At 51.8% G+C, this 21,051-nt stretch carries 19 protein-coding genes and 1 riboswitch; of the genes, 8 read left to right on the plus strand and 11 right to left on the minus strand.

The window, feature by feature from the left end; all coding sequences use genetic code 11:
* Nucleotides 1-125 precede the first annotated feature (125 nt).
* Entirely contained in the window at nucleotides 126-524 is a 399-nt protein-coding gene (locus DBY90_RS10870) for a c-type cytochrome (RefSeq protein ID WP_003744222.1), read from the plus strand.
* A gap of 138 nt (nucleotides 525-662) precedes the next feature.
* Entirely contained in the window at nucleotides 663-1,562 is a 900-nt protein-coding gene (prmB, locus tag DBY90_RS10875; protein WP_199904718.1) for a 50S ribosomal protein L3 N(5)-glutamine methyltransferase, read from the plus strand.
* Nucleotides 1,563-1,642: 80 nt separating this feature from the next.
* Here the strand turns inward: prmB and DBY90_RS10880 are convergent, their stop codons facing one another.
* The 5 genes from DBY90_RS10880 to DBY90_RS10905 form a co-directional block, all read right to left on the minus strand.
* Nucleotides 1,643-1,837 carry a YbdD/YjiX family protein gene (locus tag DBY90_RS10880; RefSeq protein WP_070490789.1) on the minus strand — a complete coding sequence of 65 codons (195 nt, stop codon included), beginning with the start codon at nucleotides 1,835-1,837 and terminating at the stop codon, nucleotides 1,643-1,645.
* 118 nt (nucleotides 1,838-1,955) lie between these two features.
* Complete coding sequence (locus tag DBY90_RS10885; RefSeq protein WP_107987234.1) at nucleotides 1,956-2,732, minus strand: hypothetical protein; 777 nt, start codon at nucleotides 2,730-2,732, stop codon at nucleotides 1,956-1,958.
* Between the two features lie 219 nt (nucleotides 2,733-2,951).
* Nucleotides 2,952-3,146: a YbdD/YjiX family protein gene (locus DBY90_RS10895; protein ID WP_003744600.1), complete on the minus strand. Its 195-nt coding sequence runs from the start codon at nucleotides 3,144-3,146 to the stop codon at nucleotides 2,952-2,954.
* The gene (locus tag DBY90_RS10900; RefSeq protein ID WP_070494050.1) at nucleotides 3,136-5,217 is read right to left on the minus strand and encodes a carbon starvation CstA family protein; all 2,082 of its coding nucleotides are present in this window, start codon (nucleotides 5,215-5,217) and stop codon (nucleotides 3,136-3,138) included. Before DBY90_RS10900 ends, DBY90_RS10895 begins: the two co-directional genes overlap by 11 nt.
* A gap of 427 nt (nucleotides 5,218-5,644) precedes the next feature.
* A complete protein-coding gene (locus DBY90_RS10905) occupies nucleotides 5,645-6,685 on the minus strand; it encodes a zinc-dependent alcohol dehydrogenase family protein (RefSeq protein WP_107987224.1) in 1,041 nt (346 codons plus the stop codon).
* A gap of 162 nt (nucleotides 6,686-6,847) precedes the next feature.
* On the opposite strand from DBY90_RS10905, the gene mutY reads away from it, so the two are divergent.
* Entirely contained in the window at nucleotides 6,848-7,927 is a 1,080-nt protein-coding gene (gene mutY / locus DBY90_RS10910) for an A/G-specific adenine glycosylase (RefSeq protein WP_070494043.1), read from the plus strand.
* 184 nt (nucleotides 7,928-8,111) lie between these two features.
* Nucleotides 8,112-9,581 (plus strand): protein adenylyltransferase SelO, encoded by a 1,470-nt coding sequence (locus tag DBY90_RS10920; protein WP_070494040.1) that lies wholly within the window; start codon nucleotides 8,112-8,114, stop codon nucleotides 9,579-9,581.
* A gap of 258 nt (nucleotides 9,582-9,839) precedes the next feature.
* Here DBY90_RS10920 and DBY90_RS10925 read toward each other — a convergent pair whose 3' ends face one another.
* Nucleotides 9,840-10,586 (minus strand): amino acid ABC transporter permease, encoded by a 747-nt coding sequence (locus tag DBY90_RS10925; protein ID WP_070494037.1) that lies wholly within the window; start codon nucleotides 10,584-10,586, stop codon nucleotides 9,840-9,842.
* 360 nt (nucleotides 10,587-10,946) lie between these two features.
* Here DBY90_RS10925 and trhP point away from each other — a divergent pair, with 360 nt between their 5' ends.
* Complete coding sequence (gene trhP / locus DBY90_RS10930; RefSeq protein WP_070494034.1) at nucleotides 10,947-12,299, plus strand: prephenate-dependent tRNA uridine(34) hydroxylase TrhP; 1,353 nt, start codon at nucleotides 10,947-10,949, stop codon at nucleotides 12,297-12,299.
* Nucleotides 12,300-12,751: 452 nt separating this feature from the next.
* A complete protein-coding gene (locus DBY90_RS10935) occupies nucleotides 12,752-12,910 on the plus strand; it encodes a DUF1328 domain-containing protein (protein ID WP_003744611.1) in 159 nt (52 codons plus the stop codon).
* Between the two features lie 134 nt (nucleotides 12,911-13,044).
* Here DBY90_RS10935 and DBY90_RS10940 read toward each other — a convergent pair whose 3' ends face one another.
* The 5 genes from DBY90_RS10940 to gcvT form a co-directional block, all read right to left on the minus strand.
* Nucleotides 13,045-13,794, minus strand: coding sequence for a hypothetical protein (locus DBY90_RS10940; protein ID WP_107987230.1), 750 nt, complete (start codon nucleotides 13,792-13,794; stop codon nucleotides 13,045-13,047).
* A gap of 279 nt (nucleotides 13,795-14,073) precedes the next feature.
* Complete coding sequence (gcvP, locus tag DBY90_RS10950; RefSeq protein WP_070494031.1) at nucleotides 14,074-16,926, minus strand: aminomethyl-transferring glycine dehydrogenase; 2,853 nt, start codon at nucleotides 16,924-16,926, stop codon at nucleotides 14,074-14,076.
* Between the two features lie 135 nt (nucleotides 16,927-17,061).
* Nucleotides 17,062-17,613: a DNA-3-methyladenine glycosylase I gene (locus tag DBY90_RS10955; RefSeq protein ID WP_070494028.1), complete on the minus strand. Its 552-nt coding sequence runs from the start codon at nucleotides 17,611-17,613 to the stop codon at nucleotides 17,062-17,064.
* A 107-nt stretch (nucleotides 17,614-17,720) separates the two neighbouring features.
* Nucleotides 17,721-18,107: a glycine cleavage system protein GcvH gene (gene gcvH / locus DBY90_RS10960; protein ID WP_080542344.1), complete on the minus strand. Its 387-nt coding sequence runs from the start codon at nucleotides 18,105-18,107 to the stop codon at nucleotides 17,721-17,723.
* A 119-nt stretch (nucleotides 18,108-18,226) separates the two neighbouring features.
* Nucleotides 18,227-19,327, minus strand: coding sequence for a glycine cleavage system aminomethyltransferase GcvT (gcvT, locus tag DBY90_RS10965; protein ID WP_070494025.1), 1,101 nt, complete (start codon nucleotides 19,325-19,327; stop codon nucleotides 18,227-18,229).
* Between the two features lie 205 nt (nucleotides 19,328-19,532).
* Nucleotides 19,533-19,629: riboswitch (glycine riboswitch) on the minus strand.
* A 209-nt stretch (nucleotides 19,630-19,838) separates the two neighbouring features.
* Between gcvT and DBY90_RS10975 the strand changes: the two genes are divergently transcribed.
* Both DBY90_RS10975 and DBY90_RS10985 read left to right on the plus strand, forming a co-directional pair.
* Entirely contained in the window at nucleotides 19,839-20,324 is a 486-nt protein-coding gene (locus DBY90_RS10975; RefSeq protein WP_016687311.1) for an Lrp/AsnC family transcriptional regulator, read from the plus strand.
* A gap of 280 nt (nucleotides 20,325-20,604) precedes the next feature.
* Entirely contained in the window at nucleotides 20,605-20,955 is a 351-nt protein-coding gene (locus DBY90_RS10985; protein ID WP_107986413.1) for a helix-turn-helix domain-containing protein, read from the plus strand.
* Nucleotides 20,956-21,051: the final 96 nt, after the last annotated feature.

The raw sequence follows: 21,051 nt of genomic DNA on the forward strand, positions 1-21,051 counted from the left end.
TTGTTTGACTTAAATCTAAGGTCGTCTGAAAAGCTTCGGCAGGATAGGTTTTCAGACGACCTTTATTGTATGATTGCCCAATTCCTTTAAAACAAAAACATCCCGACCATCTGCAAGGACAAACCATGAAAACCATCCACATCCTGACACTTGCCGCACTCTCCTGCTTTTCCGCCTCAACCTTCGCCGCCGATGCCGCACAGATGGCGCAAGGGCAGAAAATTTACGAAACCAACTGCGCCGCCTGCCACGGTAAAAAAGGCGAAGGCAGAGGCGCAATGTTCCCGCCCCTGTTCCGTTCCGACTACATCATGAAAAAACCGCAGGTACTGTTGAACAGCATGCTCAAAGGCATCAACGGTCCGATCAAGGTTAACGGCAAACCCTACAACGGCTTCATGCCCGCAACAGCCATCAACGAAGCGGACGTAGCAGCAGTTTCGACCTACATTATGAATGCATTTGATAACGGCGGCGGCACCATCACCGAAAAAGATGTGAAAGCGGCAAAAGGCAAAAAATAACCGCTCCCGCAATCAAGAGGTCGTCTGAAACCATGCTTTCAGACGACCTCTGTTATAATCGCTCCGCTTTGCAACAAATGACTTCCCGATTCTGCCGCCCGAAGGACGGTGCTCCGACCATTAAGGATTTTGATGAATATGTTTACCCAAGCAGCCCAAGAATTGACCTCCGTCCGCGACATCCTGCGTTTCGCCGTCAGCCGTTTCAACGATGCCGGTTTGTTTTTCGGGCACGGCTCGGACAACGCACACGACGAAGCGGCCTACCTCATCCTACACACCCTCAACCTGCCGCTGGACACGCTGGAACCTTACCTCGACGCCAAGCTGCTGCAAAGCGAGAAAGAAGAAGTATTGGCAGTGCTGGAACGCCGCGCAGTCGAACACATCCCCGCAGCCTACCTCACCCATCAGGCATGGCAAGGTGATTTCGATTTTTATGTTGACGAACGCGTCATCGTACCGCGCTCGTTTATTTACGAACTGCTCGGCGACAACCTTACCCCTTGGATAGAACACCCCGAATTGGTTCACCGCGCATTGGACTTATGTACCGGCAGCGGCTGCCTCGCCATCCAAATAGCACACCACTACCCCGCCGCTGAAATTGACGCTGTCGATTTGAGTTTGGATGCGCTGGAAGTAGCCGCCATCAACGTTGAAGATTATGGTTTGGAAGAGCGCATCAACCTGATTCACACCGATTTGTTCGAAGGCTTGGAAGGTACATACGACCTGATTGTTTCCAACCCACCCTACGTCGATGCCGAATCGGTCGATATGTTACCCGACGAATACCTGCACGAACCCGAACTCGCCTTGGGCAGCGGCGAAGACGGTTTGGACGCCACCCGCCAAATCCTGCTGCACGCCGCCAAATACCTGAACCCTAAAGGCGTACTGCTGGTCGAAATCGGACACAACCGCGACGTATTGGAAGCCGCCTATCCCGAGCTGCCGTTCACTTGGTTGGAAACCAGCGGCGGCGACGGATTCGTATTCTTGCTGACCCGCGAGCAGTTATTGGGCGAATACTAACCCGTTCTTTTTCAAGCAGCATTAATATAAAAAGGTCGTCTGAAAACTTTCAGACGACCTTTTTTCAACCATTCAAGCGATTAACAACATCTTCCGCCGTTTGCACCGCAGCGGCGTTTGCGGCAGTAGTCTTGAAATTGTAGCTCGGTCATGACGGGGGCGTTGGGATTATGTTTGCGTTGTTGAGCAACGTAGTTTTCATAATCTGGTACGCCTGCCATGAGGTTGGCGGTAAGTTTGGCGGTTTTCCACCAAGCGGAGAGTTTACGCTTCACCTTGGGCCTCCGGTTATTTGCCGTATATTGTCAATCTCCTTTTTAGGCATGCCCATACGGATAAAATGCTGCCGGATTTGTGCTGTTGTAGCCATGTTATATCCCTTTTAGTTCAATACTATCTAATAAGAAAGATGCTGGAAATATCATTAATGCATTTGTCTGTTGGATGCTGAAATAATATTCCTGCGCCTTTCTCCTCCCTTATAATCAAATGTCTATCACTCCCGATCAAACGGTTGTCTTCATCTACTGCTACTTGATTTACTACCGTATACCTGGGGAAATTCTTTCTTGTTCCGTCGTTAAAGCATACGCTGACCGGGCTTAGGATATGAGATGAAACATAGGGTTTCGGCAAATCCTCGGGATAACGGTTGTCAGGAAACAATGAACGGTATCGTTTTATATAAACAGGCGTTGCTTCGATTTCTAAAAAAGTGCTGCCGTCGTAGTCGGTCTGATGCACTACCGTAAAGCCGTCGGTCGGCCGTTTTAGCTTACGCCGCCTGTGTTTGAGCCATTTCTGCCGCTCTGCCTTGTCTTTCCATCTGAGTACCGCCTGTTTTTCTCCGTCAGGCCGCAAACGGCCGGAAAGCCGCACATAGCGCCGGTACACGGGAATCTGCCACTTTTTCGCTAAATCTTCAGGCGGCATATCAAGCAAACAGGCACTATGCAGCGTGCCTGCCATCTGCCTGAACAAACTCTCGAAGCTATTTACAGGATAAAGCTGCTCGCAGCCCGTTGCGTCATCCGCATATGCTTGAGAAACAGAGACCGTCTGAATGCCGCTATCGGCATGAGACAAAATGGGCAGCAACATGGCCGGCCACAGCAAAGCAGCTAAAAATTTCACACCCATCTCGTTCTTGATAAAAATTATTAATTGCATTGATATTATTCCCAATATTTTTTCACTGCAAGCACATTTACACGCTAATTGTTTGAGACCTTTGCAAAATTCCCCAAAATCCCCTAAATTCCCACCAAGACATTTAGGGTATTTTGGGGAATTTTGCAAAGGTCTCAGCCCGTTCTTTTTCAAGCAGCATTAATATAAAAAGGTCGTCTGAAAATTTTCAGACGACCTTTTTTTCAACCATTCAAGCGATTAGCAACATCTTCCGCCGTTTGCACCGCAGCGGCGTTTGCGGCAGTAGTCTTGAAATTGCAGCTCGGTCATGACGGGGGCGTTGGGATTATGTTTGCGTTGTTGTGCAACGTAGTTTTCATAATCGGGTACGCCTGCCATGAGGTTGGCGGTAAGTTTGGCGGTTTTCCACCAAGCGGCGAGTTTACGCTTCACTTTGTGCCTCCGGTTGTTTGCCGTCGCGGTACACCGCCGGAATTTCTTTAGCAGTTGACCAGCCGACTTTGCGTGCTTTCATAGCGGTACGCACGCCGTAGATGGCAACGACGACGACGACGGAGAGGAACAATGCGGTCAGACCGGCATTGATCTGGTCGTTGAAGATGATTTGCGACATTTCGCCGATGTCTTTAGCGGGCGCGAGGACTTCGTTTTTAGCCAATGCTTCGCTGTATTTGCCGGCATGGGCAAGGAAGCTGACGCGCGGGTCGCTGTGGAACAGTTTTTGCAGACCGGCGTAGCAGGTGACAAACAGTACGCCGACGGCAGGAACGAGTGCCACCCAGACATAACGGTCGCGTTTCATCTTAATCAACACAACGGCACACATAATCAAGGCTACGCCTGCCAGCATTTGGTTGGCGATGCCGAACAAAGGCCAGAGCGAGTTGATGCCGCCCAACGGGTCGGTCACGCCGGTGTAGAGGAAGTAGCCCCACAATGCCACGGCAAAGAAGGTCGCAATCAGGTTGGCAGGGATGGAGTCGGTGTTGCCGAAAGGTTTGTAGAAGATACTGCCCAAGTCTTGAATCATGAAACGTGCGACGCGTGTACCGGCATCGACAGCGGTCAGGATGAACAAGGCTTCAAACAACAGGGCAAAGTGATACCAGAATGCCATCATGGCTTCGCCCGGAATCAGGCGGCTCATGATGTGTGCCATACCGACTGCGAGGGTAGGCGCACCGCCCGCACGGGAAAGGATGGTGTTTTCGCCGACTTCTTTAGCGGTGTGCAACAGGGTTGCGGCATCGACAGGGAATTGCAGCTTGGTGGTAATCACTTCGGCGGCAGTATTGGCATCTGTACCGATCAGAGCGGCAGGACTGTTCATAGCGAAGTACACGCCGGGATCAAGCGATGCGGCAGCGGCAAGCGCCATAATCGCCACGAAACTTTCCATCAACATACCGCCGTAACCGATCATGCGGACGTGGGTTTCGTTTTCCAGCATTTTCGGCGTAGTACCGGAAGAAATCAGCGCGTGGAAGCCTGAAACCGCACCACAAGCGATGGTAATGAAGAGGAATGGGAACAATGCGCCTGAGAATACGGGGCCGGAACCGTCGATAAAGTGGGTCACGGCAGGCATTTGCAGCGCAGGGCTGACGATGAGGATGCCGATGGCGAGTGCGACAATCGTACCGATTTTCAGGAAGGTAGAGAGATAGTCGCGCGGAGTCAGCAGCAGCCATACCGGCAATACTGATGCTACAAAGCCGTAAATCATAATCGCCCAAGTGAGCTGGAGGCCGTCAAGGTCAAACCAGTGACCGATGGAGCTATGCGCCACATTGTCGCCGTAAATGACCGCCAGCATCAGCAGGATAAAGCCGACGATAGAAATCTCGCCGATTTTGCCCGGACGGATATAACGGGTGTAAATACCCATAAACAGAGCGATAGGCATGGTGGCGGCAATCGTAAACGTACCCCAAGGGCTGTGAACCAGTGCTTTCACCACAATCAGCGCCAACACCGCCATGATGATGACCATAATCATCAAAATGCCGATGGACGCGATCACGCCAGGCACAGTGCCGAGTTCTTGTTTTACGATATCGCCCAAAGACTTACCGTCGCGGCGCATGGAGACGAACAAGACCATCATGTCTTGTACCGCGCCGGCAAACACCACGCCGAAGATAATCCACAACGTACCCGGCAGATAACCCATTTGCGCAGCCAGTACGGGACCGACCAACGGACCTGCGCCCGCAATTGCGGCAAAGTGGTGTCCGAACAATACGCCTTTGTGTGTCGGTACATAGTCCAAACCGTCATTGTGCCGCTCGGCGGGCGTAAGGCGGTTCGGATCAAGCTGCATCACATATTTGGCGATGTAGAGACTGTAAAAACGGTAGGCGATGCAGTACACCGATACGGCGGCGGTGACCATCCATACCGCACTGACCTGCTCGCCCCGACTGAGAGCCAGAGTGGTAAAGGACGCTACGCCGACCAAAACCACAATGCCCCAAATGAGGAACGTTTTGAGCGATTTCATTGTTTAATCCTTAAAATACAAGAGGGAGAATGTTCGGGTTCTTATTGTTGCGGGGGGATAAACTGCATCCCGAAGCATTTGTGGAGGAAAAAATGAAGCGATGATGGTGCGGAACCCTGGCTTGCAATAATTAATAAACGGAGAAACTAAAACGCCAAAATGTTAACTATTATCAAGCTTAGCGTAAGGTTAACACAATCCGATAACGTGCGGGCTAGATTTAACTCAACCAATCGTCATTCATTACGATATTACCGTGTATTTCTTGACAAATTCTTTACAAACACCATAAAGCCACACTACCCGCTTGCATACGTTCAAAACGATAACGCCATTCCAATTCAATCAGCCCCATAAACGAAAGGTCGTCTGAAAACAGGTTTTCAGACGACCTCTATCTTTTTAAAACTCAATAATCCGCTTCAAATCAATCCGCTTCCAAAACCACTTTCATGGCTTGGTTTTCGGCGGCGTGTTTGAACACGTCGTAGGCTTTTTCCAATTCGCTGAATTTGAAACGGTGGGTCAGCATTTTGGTGTAATCGACGGAGCTGCTGGAAATTGCCTTCATCAGCATTTCGGTGGTATTGGCGTTTACCAAGCCGGTTGTGATGGCGAGGTTTTTAATCCAGAGTTTTTCCAGTTTGAAATCAACGGATTGACCGTGTACGCCGACGACGGCGATATGACCGCCCGGTTTGACGATGTCTTGGCACATATTCCATGTAGCGGGGATACCGACGGCTTCGATCGCGCAGTCCACGCCGTCTTCGCCGACGATGGCGAAAACTTGTTTGGATACGTCGCCGGAAGCGGGGCTGATGGTATGGGTTGCGCCCAGTTCTTTCGCCAGTTTCAAACGGTTTTCGTCCATATCACACACGATAATGGCGGCGGGGCTGTATAGTTGGGCGGTCAACAGGGCGGACATGCCGACAGGACCTGCGCCTGCGATGAATACGGTGTCGCCGGGTTTGACATCGCCGTATTGCACGCCGATTTCGTGGGCGGTCGGCAAGGCGTCGCTCAACAGCAGGGCGACTTCTTCGTTGACGTTGTCGGGCAGCGGAACAAGGCTGTTGTCGGCATAAGGCGTACGGACGTATTCGGCTTGCGTGCCGTCAATCATGTAGCCCAAAATCCAGCCGCCGTTACGGCAGTGTGAATAGAGTTGGACTTTGCAGTTGTCGCAAGTGCAGCATTTGCTGACGCATGAAATAATGACTTTATCGCCGATTTTGACGTTTTTTACAGCCTCGCCGACTTCTTCTACAATACCGATGCCTTCATGGCCGAGAATACGGCCGTCGGCGACTTCGGGGTTTTTACCTTTCCAAATACCCAAGTCGGTACCGCAAATCGTGGTTTTGACGATTTTCACCACCGCGTCGGTCGGATCGATAATCTGCGGTCGGGGTTTTTCTTCAAAACGGATGTCGTTTGCGCCGTGATAAACCATTGCTTTCATGCTGATACTCCTTGCTTGTTGATAAATAATTTCAATCCTGCAATAAAGTCTCTTTATATGAGTTATATACCCCTACAAACTGTATGTCAATAAGAATTATTTTCACAATGTTATACCATAACATGTTGTTTTAAATATAAATAAACTCCCCGATTGATATTAATGAACACACCCATCCCCTTCTCCGAACGGCTCATCCGCTGGCAAAAACAATGCGGCAGGCACCACCTGCCTTGGCAGGTCAAAAACCCTTATTGCGTCTGGCTTTCCGAAATCATGCTCCAGCAGACGCAGGTTGCCACCGTGTTGGACTACTATCCGCGTTTCTTGGAAAAATTTCCGACCGTACAGGCACTTGCCGCTGCGCCGCAAGACGAAGTGTTGTCGTTGTGGGCGGGCTTGGGCTATTACAGCCGCGCGCGCAATCTGCACAAAGCCGCGCAACAAGTCGTCGAACAATTCGGCGGCACGTTTCCGTCGGAGCGTAAAGACTTGGAAACCCTCTGCGGCGTAGGCAGAAGCACCGCCGCCGCTATTTGCGCCTTTGCCTTCAACCGCCGCGAAACCATTTTGGACGGCAACGTCAAACGCGTGCTCTGTCGCGTGTTCACTCGCGACGGCAACCCGCAGGACAAAAAATTTGAAAACTCGCTCTGGACGCTTGCCGAAAGCCTGCTCCCGTCTGAAAACGCCGATATGCCCGCCTATACGCAAGGCTTGATGGACTTGGGCGCAACCGTGTGCAAACGGACAAAACCCTTGTGCCATCAATGCCCGATGGCGGACATCTGCGAAGCGAAAAAGCAAAACCGCATCGCCGAGCTGCCGCGCAAAAAAAACGCCCCCGAAGTACAAACCCTGCCGCTTTACTGGCTGATTGTCCGCAACTCGGACGACGCAATCTTGCTGGAAAAACGCCCCGCCAAAGGCATTTGGGGCGGGCTGTATTGCGTGCCGTGTTTTGAAAAATTGGACGAAGCATACGCTTGCGCCGAAAAGCTCGGCATTTTTTCAGAGTGCGCAGCCTCCCCGTGGGATGACCTTTCCGAGCAAGCCTCCCTCACCCACCGCCTGACGCATCGTTTATTGATGATTACGCCGTTTGAAGCGCAAATCAGCTCGTCTGAAAATACAGCCTTGCCTCCAAACTGCCTTTGGGTTAAACCCGAAAATTTGGTAGATTACGGCTTGCCCAAACCGCTGGCGGATTATTTGAAACAACAGCAACAAGCATTGTTTTGAAAATGCTTGAAAATGAAACAGGCAGCATCCAACTTTAAAACACAATATAGTGGATTAACTTTAAACCAGTACGGCGTTGCCTTGCCTTGCCGTACTATCTGTACTGTCTGCGGCTTCGTCGCCTTGTCCTGATTTAAATTTAATCCACTATAAACATACCCGCCACGCACCCGTCAGGAATCCCATGCACACCCTTCCCCTGCTTACCCAACAATTCGCCGAACTCTCGCCGTTTTTCTATTCCCACGTTTCTCCCGAGCCGTTGACCGCGCCCTACTGGATCGCCTTCAACACCGATTTGGCGGCAGAGTTGAGTCTGGATACAGATTTTCAGACGACCGCCAACCTTGCCTACCTCAGCGGCAACGCGCCGCAATACGCGCCCGCGCCCATTGCCAGTGTTTACAGCGGCCATCAGTTCGGCGTTTATACCCCGCGCCTCGGCGACGGACGCGCCATTCTGATTGGCGATTCCATCAATGCCGCAGGACAGCGCCAAGAGTGGCAGCTCAAAGGCGCAGGCAAAACACCCTATTCCCGCTTTGCCGACGGGCGTGCCGTCTTGCGCTCCTCCATCCGCGAATACCTCTGTTCCGAAGCCATGCACGGTCTCGGCATCCCCACAACCCTCGCCCTCGCCCTGTGCGGCAGCAACGACCCCGTTTATCGCGAAACCGTCGAAACCGCCGCCGTCCTCACCCGCATCGCCCCGAGCTTTCTGCGTTTCGGCCATTTCGAATACTTCTATTACACCGGCCGCGAAGCCGAAATCCGACAACTTGCCGACTACCTCATCCGGCATTACTACCCCGACTGCCAAGATGCCGACAACCCCTACACCGCCCTGTTGGAACAAATCCGCAACCGCACCGCCGACACCGTCGCCGCATGGCAAAGCGTCGGCTTCTGTCACGGCGTGATGAATACCGACAACATGTCCGCATTGGGACTGACCATAGACTACGGCCCCTTCGGCTTCCTCGACGACTATGACCGCCGCCACGTCTGCAACCACTCCGACACCCAAGGCCGCTACGCCTACAATGCCCAGCCCTTCGTCGCTCATTGGAATTTTGCCGCCCTCGCCTCCTGCTTCGACGCCCTCGTCCCACACGACACCCTCGAACAACTCATCGACGGCTGGACAGAAGTTTTTCAGACGACCTATTTAGAGAAAATGCGCCGCAAACTCGGTTTGCAGCAAGCAGACCAAAGAGACGATGAAAGCCTTACCGCCGACCTCTTCGCCGCCCTGCAAGACCAAAAAACCGACTTCACCCTGTTTTTCAGAAACCTGTCCGAAGTCAGTAATACACACGGCGAACCCCTCCCGCCTGCGCTCGAACAAACCTTCAAAGACGGCGTTCCGCCCGCCTTCATTCGCTGGCTCGGACGCTACCGCCAACGCCTGCGCGCCGAAAACAGCGATCCCGCCGAACGCGCATTGCGTATGAACCGAACCAATCCACTCTACATCCTGCGCAACTACCTTGCCGAACAAGCCATCGTCCAAGCCCGAAACGGCGACTACCGCGAAATCGAACGCCTGCGCCGCTGCCTCGCCCGTCCCTTTGACGAACAGGCAGAATTCGCCGACCTTGCCGAACCGCCGCCCGAAGGCAGCATTCCGGTTTGCGTAAGTTGTTCAAGTTAAATAAGATTCTCCAACCAAGCACTTCCCCTACTTTTGAAACACATCGCAACCTCCGCACCAAAATTATCTGTGAACCAAACCCGAAATTTGTCAGATTGCGGCTTGCCCCTCAAAGATTACTGGAAGAAACCGATGACCGCATTGTTTTGAAAACATTTTTGGAAGACGCTTGCTGCTTCAGGTCGTCTGAAAATCAAATCATTGGCGCACAAAAAAAGGAAGACCGTTCGGCCTTCCTTTTACTTTGCATTTGCACAATCAACGATGCTGCGGGTTGTAACGGTTTTCCAAGCGCAGGAACACCCAGCCCAAGAAAGTCGTCATCATGAGATAAATCAGCGCGACGGTATAGAGCGGTTCTTCATAAACAGAATAGCGACCGCTAATCGTACTTTGCACATAAGCCAGCTCCGCCACAGCGATGACGGACAAGAGCGAGCTGTCTTTCAAGAGTGTAATAAATTCACTGGCAAGCGGTGGCAGCATACGGCGCAGCGCCTGCGGAAGAATCACATAACGCATCGCCTGCGGATAACTCAAACCCAGCGAACGCGCCGCTTCCATCTGACCGCGGTCGATGGACTGGATGCCCGCGCGGAAAATCTCGCAGATATACGCGCCGGAGTTGGCAATCAAGGCAAGCGAACCGGCAATCAGCGCGCCGTAAGAACGTCGGATGTCCACCGCTTGATCGCCGTTAATCAGCAAACCGTCGGTAGGATGGACGAAAAACGGGAACCAGACGTAAGACCAAATCACAATCTGCACAAACAGCGGCGTACCACGGAACAGCGTTACATAAAGCAGCGAAACCTTACGCAAAACCCAAGCCAGCGCGCGCATGGGCGCACCCGCCTTTTCCAGATGAATCAAACGCGCCAGCGCGAGCAGCAGACCCAATACGGAGCCGCCCGCCGTCGCCACTACGGTCAAGCCCAGCGTCGTCAGCGCGCCGTAGAAAAACATCCAGCGGTATTCGTAAATAATGTCAAACCGAAAATCCATACTCGTCCGCCTGTCTAAAACTCTGGGAAACGGATTGCGGCAGCCGCCCGATTCCCGAACATTGGAAAAATGAAACTTGATATTTTACAAGAAAATACATTATTTGAATGCCTTTTTGTTAAATTAATCGGGCTGCCATCCGTTTTTTTACATTTTCCCATCCGTCGCACCTATCCGCCCATTGCCATTTTGAAACCTGTTTTCTTCTGAAAAAACAACGCAAAACAGTCCACACATACCCCCGCAAAATTGACCGTCCCGACAAAAAGGCGGATAATCCGCCCATCCTTAAAACACCGTTTCAGACGACCTTTTCCCGTGATTTAAAAGGTCGTCTGAAACCTTTTATAAAGCACGAACATGAAAGCACCCGAACTCCTCCTTCCCGCCGGCGGCCTCGAACGTATGCGCGCCGCCTACGACTACGGCGCAGACGCCGTTTATGCCGGCAGCCCACGTTATTCCCTGCGCGCCCGCAACAACGAATTTGCAAAACTCGACGTCCTCGAACAAGGCATTAAAGAAGCGCACGAGCGCAACAAAAAATTCTTTTTGACCGTCAACACCCTGCCGCACAATTCCAAGCTCAAAACCTTCGTCGCCGACATGGAGCCGCTGATTGCCATGAAGCCCGACGCGCTGATTATGGCGGATCCGGGTTTGATTATGACCGTGCGCGAAAAATGGCCGGAAATGCCGATCCATCTGTCCGTACAGGCAAACACCACCAACTACTGGGGCGTGAAATTCTGGCAGAACATCGGCGTCGAACGCATCATCCTGTCGCGCGAATTGAGCATGGAAGAAATCGCCGAAATCCGCCAAGAATGCCCCGACATCGAACTCGAAGTCTTCATCCACGGCGCATTGTGCATCGCCTACTCCGGCCGTTGCCTATTGTCGGGCTATTTCAACCACCGCGACCCCAACCAAGGCACCTGCACCAACTCCTGCCGCTGGGACTACAAAGTCCACAACGCCACTGAAAGCGATGCGGGCGATGCCCAGCTTCTGCAAGGCTTCAACTTTGAAAAAGCCCAAGAAGAAGCCAACCAAAACTTCGAAGGCATCAACGGTCAGAAACGCCACCCCTACGCCGACAAAGTTTTCCTGATTGAAGAGTCCAACCGCCCCGGCGAAATGATGCCGATTATGGAAGACGAACACGGCACCTACATCATGAATTCCAAAGACCTGCGCGGTATCGAAGTCGTCGAAAAACTCGCCAAAATCGGCGTGGACAGCCTCAAAGTCGAAGGCCGCACCAAGTCGCTCTACTACGTCGCCCGCGTCGCCCAGTCCTACCGCAAAGCGATTGACGATGCCGTCGCAGGCCGTCCGTTCGATTACGGCTTGTTGAGCGAACTCGAAGGCCTCGCCAACCGCGGCTACACCAGCGGCTTCCTCGAACGCCACCAAACCCAAGACTATCAAAACTACCTCAGTGGCCATTCCACTGCCAAACAAAGCCAATACGTCGGACACGTTACCGAAATCGACGCCGAAGGCTGGGCAACAGTGGAAGTCAAAAACCGCTTTGCCGTCGGCGACACCTTGGAAATCATCCATCCCGAAGGCAACCAAACCATTACGCTGGAACAAATGACCCGCAAAGGCGCATCCGTCGAAGTCGCCCCGGGCAATGGCATCCAAGTCAAAATCCCAAATATGCAGGGCAAAGAAAAAGCCTTGTTGGCGCGGGTTATCAAATAATCAAAAGGTCGTCTGAAAATTTTCAGACGACCTTTTGTCTTTTCTGCTCCGCTTCTTCTAAAATATCCAAATAAACGGTTTCAAAACATTCCTTCAATATTAATATATTCTTATTTTTTCATATTGATTTAACAAGAAAATTTCCTCTGCAATCTTTAATTGATAAAATATAAATGTTTTCAAAACTTAACGTCTGCATGTAAGTTGTTGATTTATGGTTTGGTTGTTTTATAAATGGGCTGATTTTTTGGAAATTTGTATTGTTACGGTTTGCTAAGTCGGAGGTTATCCGATAAGGTGTACTACAAGCGGTTACATCCGTGAGTATTAAATTAATCAATAAGATAGTTGATTAAGTAATTAAAACTGTTAAATCCCACAAAAAACGGACAGGTTATCCTCAACCGTTTGCACATCAAACCGTTTGCACACCAAATAGAAAGGAAAAAACCATGCTTCATTATGCAGTTGTTTTCTTTGTTATCGCCATTATTGCAGCCGTACTGGGCTTTGGCGGCATTGCAGGCAGCGCGGCAGGTATCGCTAAAATCCTGTTTGTCGGTTTCCTGATTTTGTCAGTGTTGTCCCTGATTTTTGGCAAGAAAAAATAAAACTGACAAACAGATAAGGCGTAACCTCGCTACCTTCTGAATGAATGTTTTTAAAACAAAGGTCGTCTGAAATTTTCAGACGACCTTTCTTCAGCCATAATAATTCTCCTGTTAATTAATAACAATTTTTAATTTTAATTGGTGATAAAATAATTTTTTTTATATTGAATATAAGATATTTCCTTGCTACATCTCATATTTTCTTGGTTATCATGCATAAAGTATAGAGATACACTATCTTTAATAGACAATCTTGCATGAAAATCCTTAATATGACCGTTGTTGTCAATAGCCTCTAATGATTTTTCAAAACTTACAGCAGAATCAGAACAAAGTATAGGCCTAAACATTGGATGCAAAGCAATTCTTGGCAGGGGCAAATCCTCGGGATAACGGTTGTCAGGAAACAGCGAACGGTAATGCTTTAAATAATCAGGCGTTGCTTCGATTTCTAAAAAAGTACTGCCGTTGTAGTTGGTCTGATGCACTACCGTAAAGCCGTCGGTCGGCCGTTTTAGCTTACGCCGCCTGTGTTTGAGCCATTTCTGCCGCTCTGCCTTGTCTTTCCATCTGAGTACCGCCTGTTTTTCTCCGTCAGGCCGCAAACGGCCGGAAAGCCGCACATAGCGCCGGTACACGGGAATCTGCCACTTTTTCGCTAAATCTTCAGGCGGCATATCAAGCAAACAGGCACTATGCAGCGTGCCTGCCATCTGCCTGAACAAACTCTCGAAGCTATTTACAGGATAAAGCTGCTCGCAGCCCGTTGCGTCATCCGCATATGCTTGAGAAACAGAGACCGTCTGAATGCCGCTATCGGCATGAGACAAAATGGGCAGCAACATGGCCGGCCACAGCAAAGCAGCTAAAAATTTCACACTCATCTCCTTCTTGATAGAAATTATTACTTGTATTGATATTATTCCCAATATTTTTTCACTGCAAACACATTTACACGCTAATTATGTGTTTGGCAATCATGGCTTGGGCGGTTTACTGAAAGAAGGTAGTCATGGAAAATCCCCTAAATGTCTTGGTGGGAATTTAGGGGATTTTGCAAAGGTCTCAAACAGATAAGGCGTAATCGCGCTACCTTCTGAATGAACGTTTTTTAAAACAAAGGTCGTCTGAAATTTTCAGACGACCTTTCTTCATATCAAACCTTAATCTTCATACGCTTCCATCGGCGGGCAGGAGCAGACCAGATTTCGGTCGCCGTACACGTCGTCCACGCGGTTGACGCTCGGCCAGAATTTGTTTTCACGCACGAAAGGCAGCGGGAAGACGGCTTCTTCGCGGGAGTACGGGTGCGCCCACTCGCCGGTTACGTTGGCGGCGGTGTGCGGGGCGTTGACCAGCGGGTTGTCGTCTTTCGGCCATTCTCCGCGCTCGACTTTCAGCACTTCCTGTTTGATTTGTTTCAAGGCGGCGATGAAGCGGTCGAGTTCGGCTTTGCTCTCGCTTTCGGTCGGTTCGATCATCAGCGTGCCGGCAACGGGGAAGGAGACGGTCGGGGCGTGGAAGCCGTAGTCCATCAGGCGTTTGGCGATGTCGGTTTCGGTGATGCCGCTTTCGGCTTTGAGCGGACGCAAATCGACGATGCATTCGTGCGCGACGCGGCCGTTTTTGCCTGTGTAGAGAACGGGATAGTCTTCGCTCAGGCGTTTGGCGACGTAGTTGGCGTTGAGCAATGCCCAGCGTGTTGCCTGTTCCATGCCTTGTTTGCCCATCATGGTCAGGTACATCCAGGTAATCGGCAGGATGGACGCGGAACCGAAGGCGGCTGAGGAAACGGCGGTTTGCCCGGCACTGGCGCTATGCGTGTCGGTCAAGGTATGACCCGGGGCAAACGGGGCGAGGTGGGCTTTCAAACCGATGGGGCCCATGCCCGGACCGCCGCCGCCGTGGGGGATGCAGAAGGTTTTGTGCAGGTTCATGTGCAACACGTCCGCGCCGACTTCGGCGGGCTGCATGATGCCGATTTGGGCGTTGAGGTTGGCGCCGTCCATGTAAACCTGTCCGCCGTTTTCATGGACGATGCGGCAGATGTCGCGGATGCCTTCTTCGTACACGCCGTGGGTGGACGGGTAGGTAATCATGATGGCGGACAAGGCGTCGCGGTGTTGTTCGGCTTTGGCTTTCAAATCGTCGATGTTGACGTTGCCGTGTTCGTCGGTATCGACGACGACGACTTTCAAACCGAGCATGGCGGCGGTGGCGGGGTTGGTGCCGTGGGCGGATTTGGGAATCAGGCAGATGTTGCGGTGTGCCTCGCCTTGGGCTTCCTGATAGCGGCGGATGGCGAGCATACCGCTGTATTCGCCCTGCGCGCCGGAGTTGGGCTGGAAGGAAATCGCGTCAAAGCCGGTGATGGCTTTCAGGCTGTTTTCCATGTCGGTCAGGAGTTCGCGGTAGCCTGCGGTTTGGGCTTCGGGGGCGTAGGGGTGGATGTCGGAGAATTCTGCCCAAGTAATCGGCAGCATTTCGGCGGTAGCGTTGAGCTTCATGGTGCAGCTGCCCAGCGAAATCATGCTGCGGTTCATCGCCAAATCGCGGTCTTCGAGTTTTTTCAGGTAGCGCAGCATTTCGTGTTCAGTGTGGTAACGGTTGAACACGGGATGTTGCAAGATATTGTCTTGGCGCAGGAATTCGGTTTTCAGACGACCTTTGACGTCGTCTGAAAGCGTGAAGGTGTTGTTGCCGGTGAAGGCGTAGTACAACACGGCAAGGTCTTCGCGCACGGATGTTTCGTGGAAGGCGGCGGCGATTTGGGTGTCGCTGACGCGGTGCAGGTTGTAGCCCAGTTCCAAAGCGGTTTGGAACGCTTTGTCTGCTTTTTCTTTGCTGCCGAAATCGACGGTAACGGTATCGAAGAAGACTTCGTAAACCACTTTCAGGCCGTCTGAAACCAGCGCGTCGGCAAAGGCGGAAGCCAGCGCGTGAATGCGGTTGGCGATGCGTTTCACGCCTTCGGGGCCGTGATAGACGGCATACATGCCCGCCAAGTTCGCCAGCAATGCTTGCGCGGTACAAATATTGGATGTGGCTTTTTCGCGGCGGATGTGTTGCTCGCGGGTGGACAACGCCATACGCAGCGCGGGTTTGCCCGATGCGTCTTTGGATACGCCGATGATGCGGCCCGGGGCGGAGCGTTTGAACTCGTCTTTAAACGCAAAATAAGCCGCGTGCGGCCCGCCGAAGCCCATCGGTACGCCGAAGCGCTGGGTATTGCCCAACGCGATGTCCGCGCCCAACTCGGCAGGCGATTTCAGCAAGACCAAGCTCATAATGTCGGCGGCAACGGCAACAATCGTGCCTTTGGTTTTCAGACGACCTATGACGCTTTGCAAGTCTTGCACGTCGCCGTCTTTGCCGACGTATTGGAACAGCGCGCCAAAGTATTCGCCTTCATCCGCTTTGGCAAAATCGCCGACCACCAGCTCGAAGCCGAAATATTTGGCGCGGGTTTTCATTACGTCCAAAGTCTGCGGATAGACGCGCTCGTCCACGAAGAAACGCTCGGATTTTACTTTGCCCACGCGGTGCGCCATCGCCATCGCTTCAGCGGCGGCGGTCGCTTCGTCCAGCAAAGACGCGCCCGCCACGGGGAAGCCGGTCAAATCAATACACACCTGCTGGAAGTTCAACAAGGCTTCCAAACGCCCCTGCGCGATTTCCGCCTGATACGGCGTGTAGGCGGTGTACCAGCCCGGGTTTTCCAACACATTGCGCAAAATCACGTTCGGCACGCGGGTCGGATAATAGCCCAAGCCGATATAGGATTTGTTGATCACGTTTTTCGCCGCAATGGCTTTCAGCTTCGCCAAAGCGTCCGCCTCGGTCAAGGCTGCGGGCAGGTCGAGTTCGGACGGCATACGGATGCTTTGCGGCACGGTGTTGCCGACAAAATCGTCCATACTCTTCTCGCCGAGCGCCTCCAAAAGCGCAGCCTCGTCGCCAAAACTCAAATGACGCGCGGCAAATTCGTTGGGGTTGAACAGTTCGGATAGTTTCATTTCTACTCCTTCGGTGTTGTAGGAATCTGCCGCGAAGGCAGGTGTTTGGGTTTTCAGACGACGTTTGGATTCAGGAGGTCGTCTGAAAACATTTATTTAAAAATAAATATGGTAAGTGATATCAAAAACCTGTTTTCAGGCGACCTCTGTCCATTTCGGGCGACCTTCCAAAATTTCTTGATAAACCGGACAGCTTTCAATATGCGCGCCGGGCAGGTAGCCGGTACTCATTAAAAATTCGCCGACGATTTCGCCGCCGACAAATTTGAAATGTTTTTTAAAGAGCTTCACCCACTCGGCTTTATCGAGCGGATGGTGCGCATCGAGCCAGTGTTTGAACGAGCCGTATTCCTGTTGCAACTTTTTGATTTGCCGTGCGTTGTAAATAGCAGCATTGATTTTCAGGCGGTTGCGGACGATGCCTGCGTCGGCAAGCAGGCGTTCGATGTCGGTTTCGTCGAATGCGGCGACAGTGTCAATGTCGAAATCTTTAAATGCAGCCCGAAACGCCTGTTGTTTCTTCAGCATCAACGTCCAGCTCAAACCCGCCTGATTGATTTCCAACACCAGCCGTCCGAACAACTCATTGTCGTCTGAAATCGGAAAACCGTATTGCTTATCGTGGTAATGTTTGTTCGGATTGTCCGTATTGTTCGGAAGGGCGGCAACAAATTCGCAGTAATTCATGTTTTATCGGTCAAGCGAAACAAAGGTCGTCTAAAAACCTAAAACGGGGTTTCAGACGACCTTTCAAAATCAAAACGCGGCAATATGCCTGCCGCGCCATTTTAAAATCAATCCACTTCGCCCGCGTATTGTTCGGCGGTCAGCAGGCCGTCGTAGTCGGCAGGATTGGCAGGTTTGATTTTGAAAAACCAGCCTGCGCCGTATGGGTCGCTGTTGGCGGTTTCCGGCGCGCTGGGCAAATCTTCGTTGACGGCGACGACTTCGCCCGCAATCGGCGCGTACACGTCGGACGCGGCTTTCACAGACTCAACCACACCGGCTTGTTCTTCAGCGGCAAGGTTCGCGCCGACTTCGGGCAGCTCGACGAACACGATGTCGCCCAACAATTCTTGCGCGTGGTGGGTAATACCGACGGTGATGGTACCGTCTTCTTCAAGGCGCAGCCATTCGTGGCTGGCAACGTATTTCAGTTCGGCTGGGATGTTGTTGCTCATGGTTTGATTCTCCATTGGTTTTTTGGCTTAAAGAGTGAAGCCTTCGGATATGATCGACAGGCTGTTCTACGTTTGTTTTCAGACGACCTTAACTTTGACAAAGGTCGTCTGAAACCGCATCAGTCAAACTGTTTCTGCCCGTTGCGTACAAACGGCAGCTTCAATACGCGCACGTCTACTTCCTTGCCGCGCATCAGCACTTTGGCGGTATCGCCGTCAAAATCTTTCGGTACGCGGGCGATAGCGATGGATTGTTTCAGGCTGGGCGAGAATACGCCGCTGGTGGTTTCGCCTTTACCTTTGTCGGTCAACACTTCCATATGCGCGCGCAGGATGCCGCCTTTGTTGAGCAGCAAACCGACTTGTTTGACGGCAACGCCTTTTTCTTTCAATGCCAGCAAGGCGGCTTTACCGACGAAATCGCGGCTTTCGTCTTTCAAATCAACCGTCCAGCCCATGCCTGCTTCGAGCGGGCTAGTGTCGTCGTCCATATCGTTGCCGTAGAGGTTCATACCGGCTTCCATGCGCAGGGTGTCGCGCGCGCCGAGACCGCAGGGCTGTACGCCGGCTTGTTGCAGGGCTTTGAAGAATGCGACGGCTTCGGTGCCGGGCAGGATGACTTCGACGCCGTCTTCGCCGGTGTAGCCGGTGCGGGCAACAAACCAGTCGTTGCCCAAATCCGCGCCTTGGAACAGTTTGAGGTTGTGGACGACATCCGCCCATTCGGGTTTGACAGTCAGGAGTTTTTCGATGGCTTTCGGGCCTTGTACGGCAAGCATACCGAGGTCGTAGCGCGGGTTAAAGGCGACGCCGAATTCTTGTCCGACTTTGTGGAACTGGGCGGTATCTTTTTCGCGGGTCGCGCCGTTGGATACGATGCGGTATTGTGTTTCGGCCTCGTTGGTGCGGTAAACGATCAAGTCGTCAATCACGCCGCCGTTGTCGTTGAGCAGCGCGGAATAAAGGGCTTTGCCGACGAAGGCGAGTTTGGCAACATCGTTGGCAATCAGTTTGCGGAAAAAGGCTTTGGCGTTCGCTCCGGCGACGTCGGTAACGAGCATATGGGATACGTCGAACATACCGGCGTCGGTGCGCACGGCTTCGTGTTCGGCGATTTGCGAACCATAATGGATGGGCAGTTCCCAGCCGGCAAAATCGACCAGCTTCGCGCCTGCATCTTGATGGGCTTGGTGAAACGGGGTGGTTTTCAGGGCAGTCATTCTCAGCTTCTCCGGATTTATTGTTCAGATGCCGTCCGCACAAGATGCGCGGAAGACCCTATCTGTCCTTGAACCTGAGATTTTCGGCCGTATCCGCTTGATGGCAAACCAGTCTGCTCACTGCTTTGCGCGGTTGTCTGAATGGTGGTTCAGACGACCTTCTCCCCTTCGGTGGGTGCGATTGCACCGCTCTCCAGATGTTTTATTTCAATGTGCAGTCCCTGTTGCCTGAGCGATTTAAGGGCATCTGCGCCTTCGGCGGCTACGCGTAACCTGATGTAGCTCTCTCCTGCACATGGCGCGATTATGGCTTGAAAAGGCAGTTTGGGCAAGCCGTCTCTTTGAAATAAAGCCGTTGTGAAAACCTCCAAAATCACAAACCATTTAACACAGATTATACCGACAAATTACCTGTCATTAGAGGATAATATGTTAAAAACAACTTATTTAGGATATAATGCTACCAACTTAACCAACCGACCCGGCAAACGGGTTTGGAGAAAGAACGCAAATGACCCAGCAGATTACTTTAGATAAAACCGATTTGAAAATTTTACAGGTTTTACAGGAAAACGGACGTTTGACCAATGTCGAGCTGGCGGAACGTATCTCCCTCTCCCCCTCGCCCTGCCTGCGCCGCCTCAAACAACTGGAAGACGCAGGCATCATTCGCCGCTATGCCGCCCTACTCTCTCCTGCAGCCGTCGATTTGGGCTTACAGGCGTTTATCCGCGTTTCCATCAGCAAGGCAAAAGATGCGCGCGAAGACTTTGCGCAATCGGTACAAGGATGGCCGGAAGTATTAAGCTGCTTCGCACTCACCGGTGAAACCGACTACCTGCTCCACGCATTTTTCACCGATATGAATGCTTTTTCCCATTTCGTCTTGGATACACTCCTTTCCCACCACGGCGTACAGGACGCGCAATCAAGCTTCGTATTGAAAGAAATCAAAACCACTACCTCCCTGCCGCTTTCGCATTTGGTACGGGAATAGGCAGAGTCTTCAAAAAAGGTCGTCTGAAACCTGCTTCTTAGGTTTCAGACAACCTTTTTACCGTACTATTTTCACAACAAAATACACGCTGCCGTAGATTACTGAGGAAATTACAGAAACGCCAATCAAATAATACCTATTCCTCCATTCATGTGCAGGCTCAGTATCCTGTATTTTTTCGAACCCACTATTTTCCCGACACCAAAAGGTCGTCTGAAATCTTTTGAACTGCACCCCAAAAGTTGGACATCCCCTCCAACTCACAAGGTGCAGTTTTTTTATGAGCAAATATACATTACACTTCAAATACCAAGCCGTACTCCACTACCTGCACATACGCAGCCAACAGCGTACCGCAGATCATTACGGCATTTCCCGAACCCACCTGCGACGGTGGATACGCGCCTATCAAGAAGGCGGCATCGGCGCACTCGAACATCCCCAATCCAAAACCATGACCGACCACCGCAAAAACCCCTTTATCGCCGACAAACCCGACCACGAAAAAACACAGGCAGAGCTTATCGAAGAGTTGTGCTATATGCGCGCAAAGGTTGCCTATCTAAAGGAGTTAAAAGCCCTCAGCCAAAAGCGGACCGCAAAGGACAAAGCCAAACCGTCCAAACACTGAGGGCGCAACACCCGCTCAAATACCTGCTGCACATCGCAAACCTGCCCAAAAGCAGCTTTTACTACCACCACCAAGACCGGCCTGACCCCGACGCAG

Source organism: Neisseria mucosa (assembly GCF_003044445.1).
In the GTDB taxonomy this organism is placed as follows: Bacteria; Pseudomonadota; Gammaproteobacteria; order Burkholderiales; family Neisseriaceae; genus Neisseria; species Neisseria mucosa_A.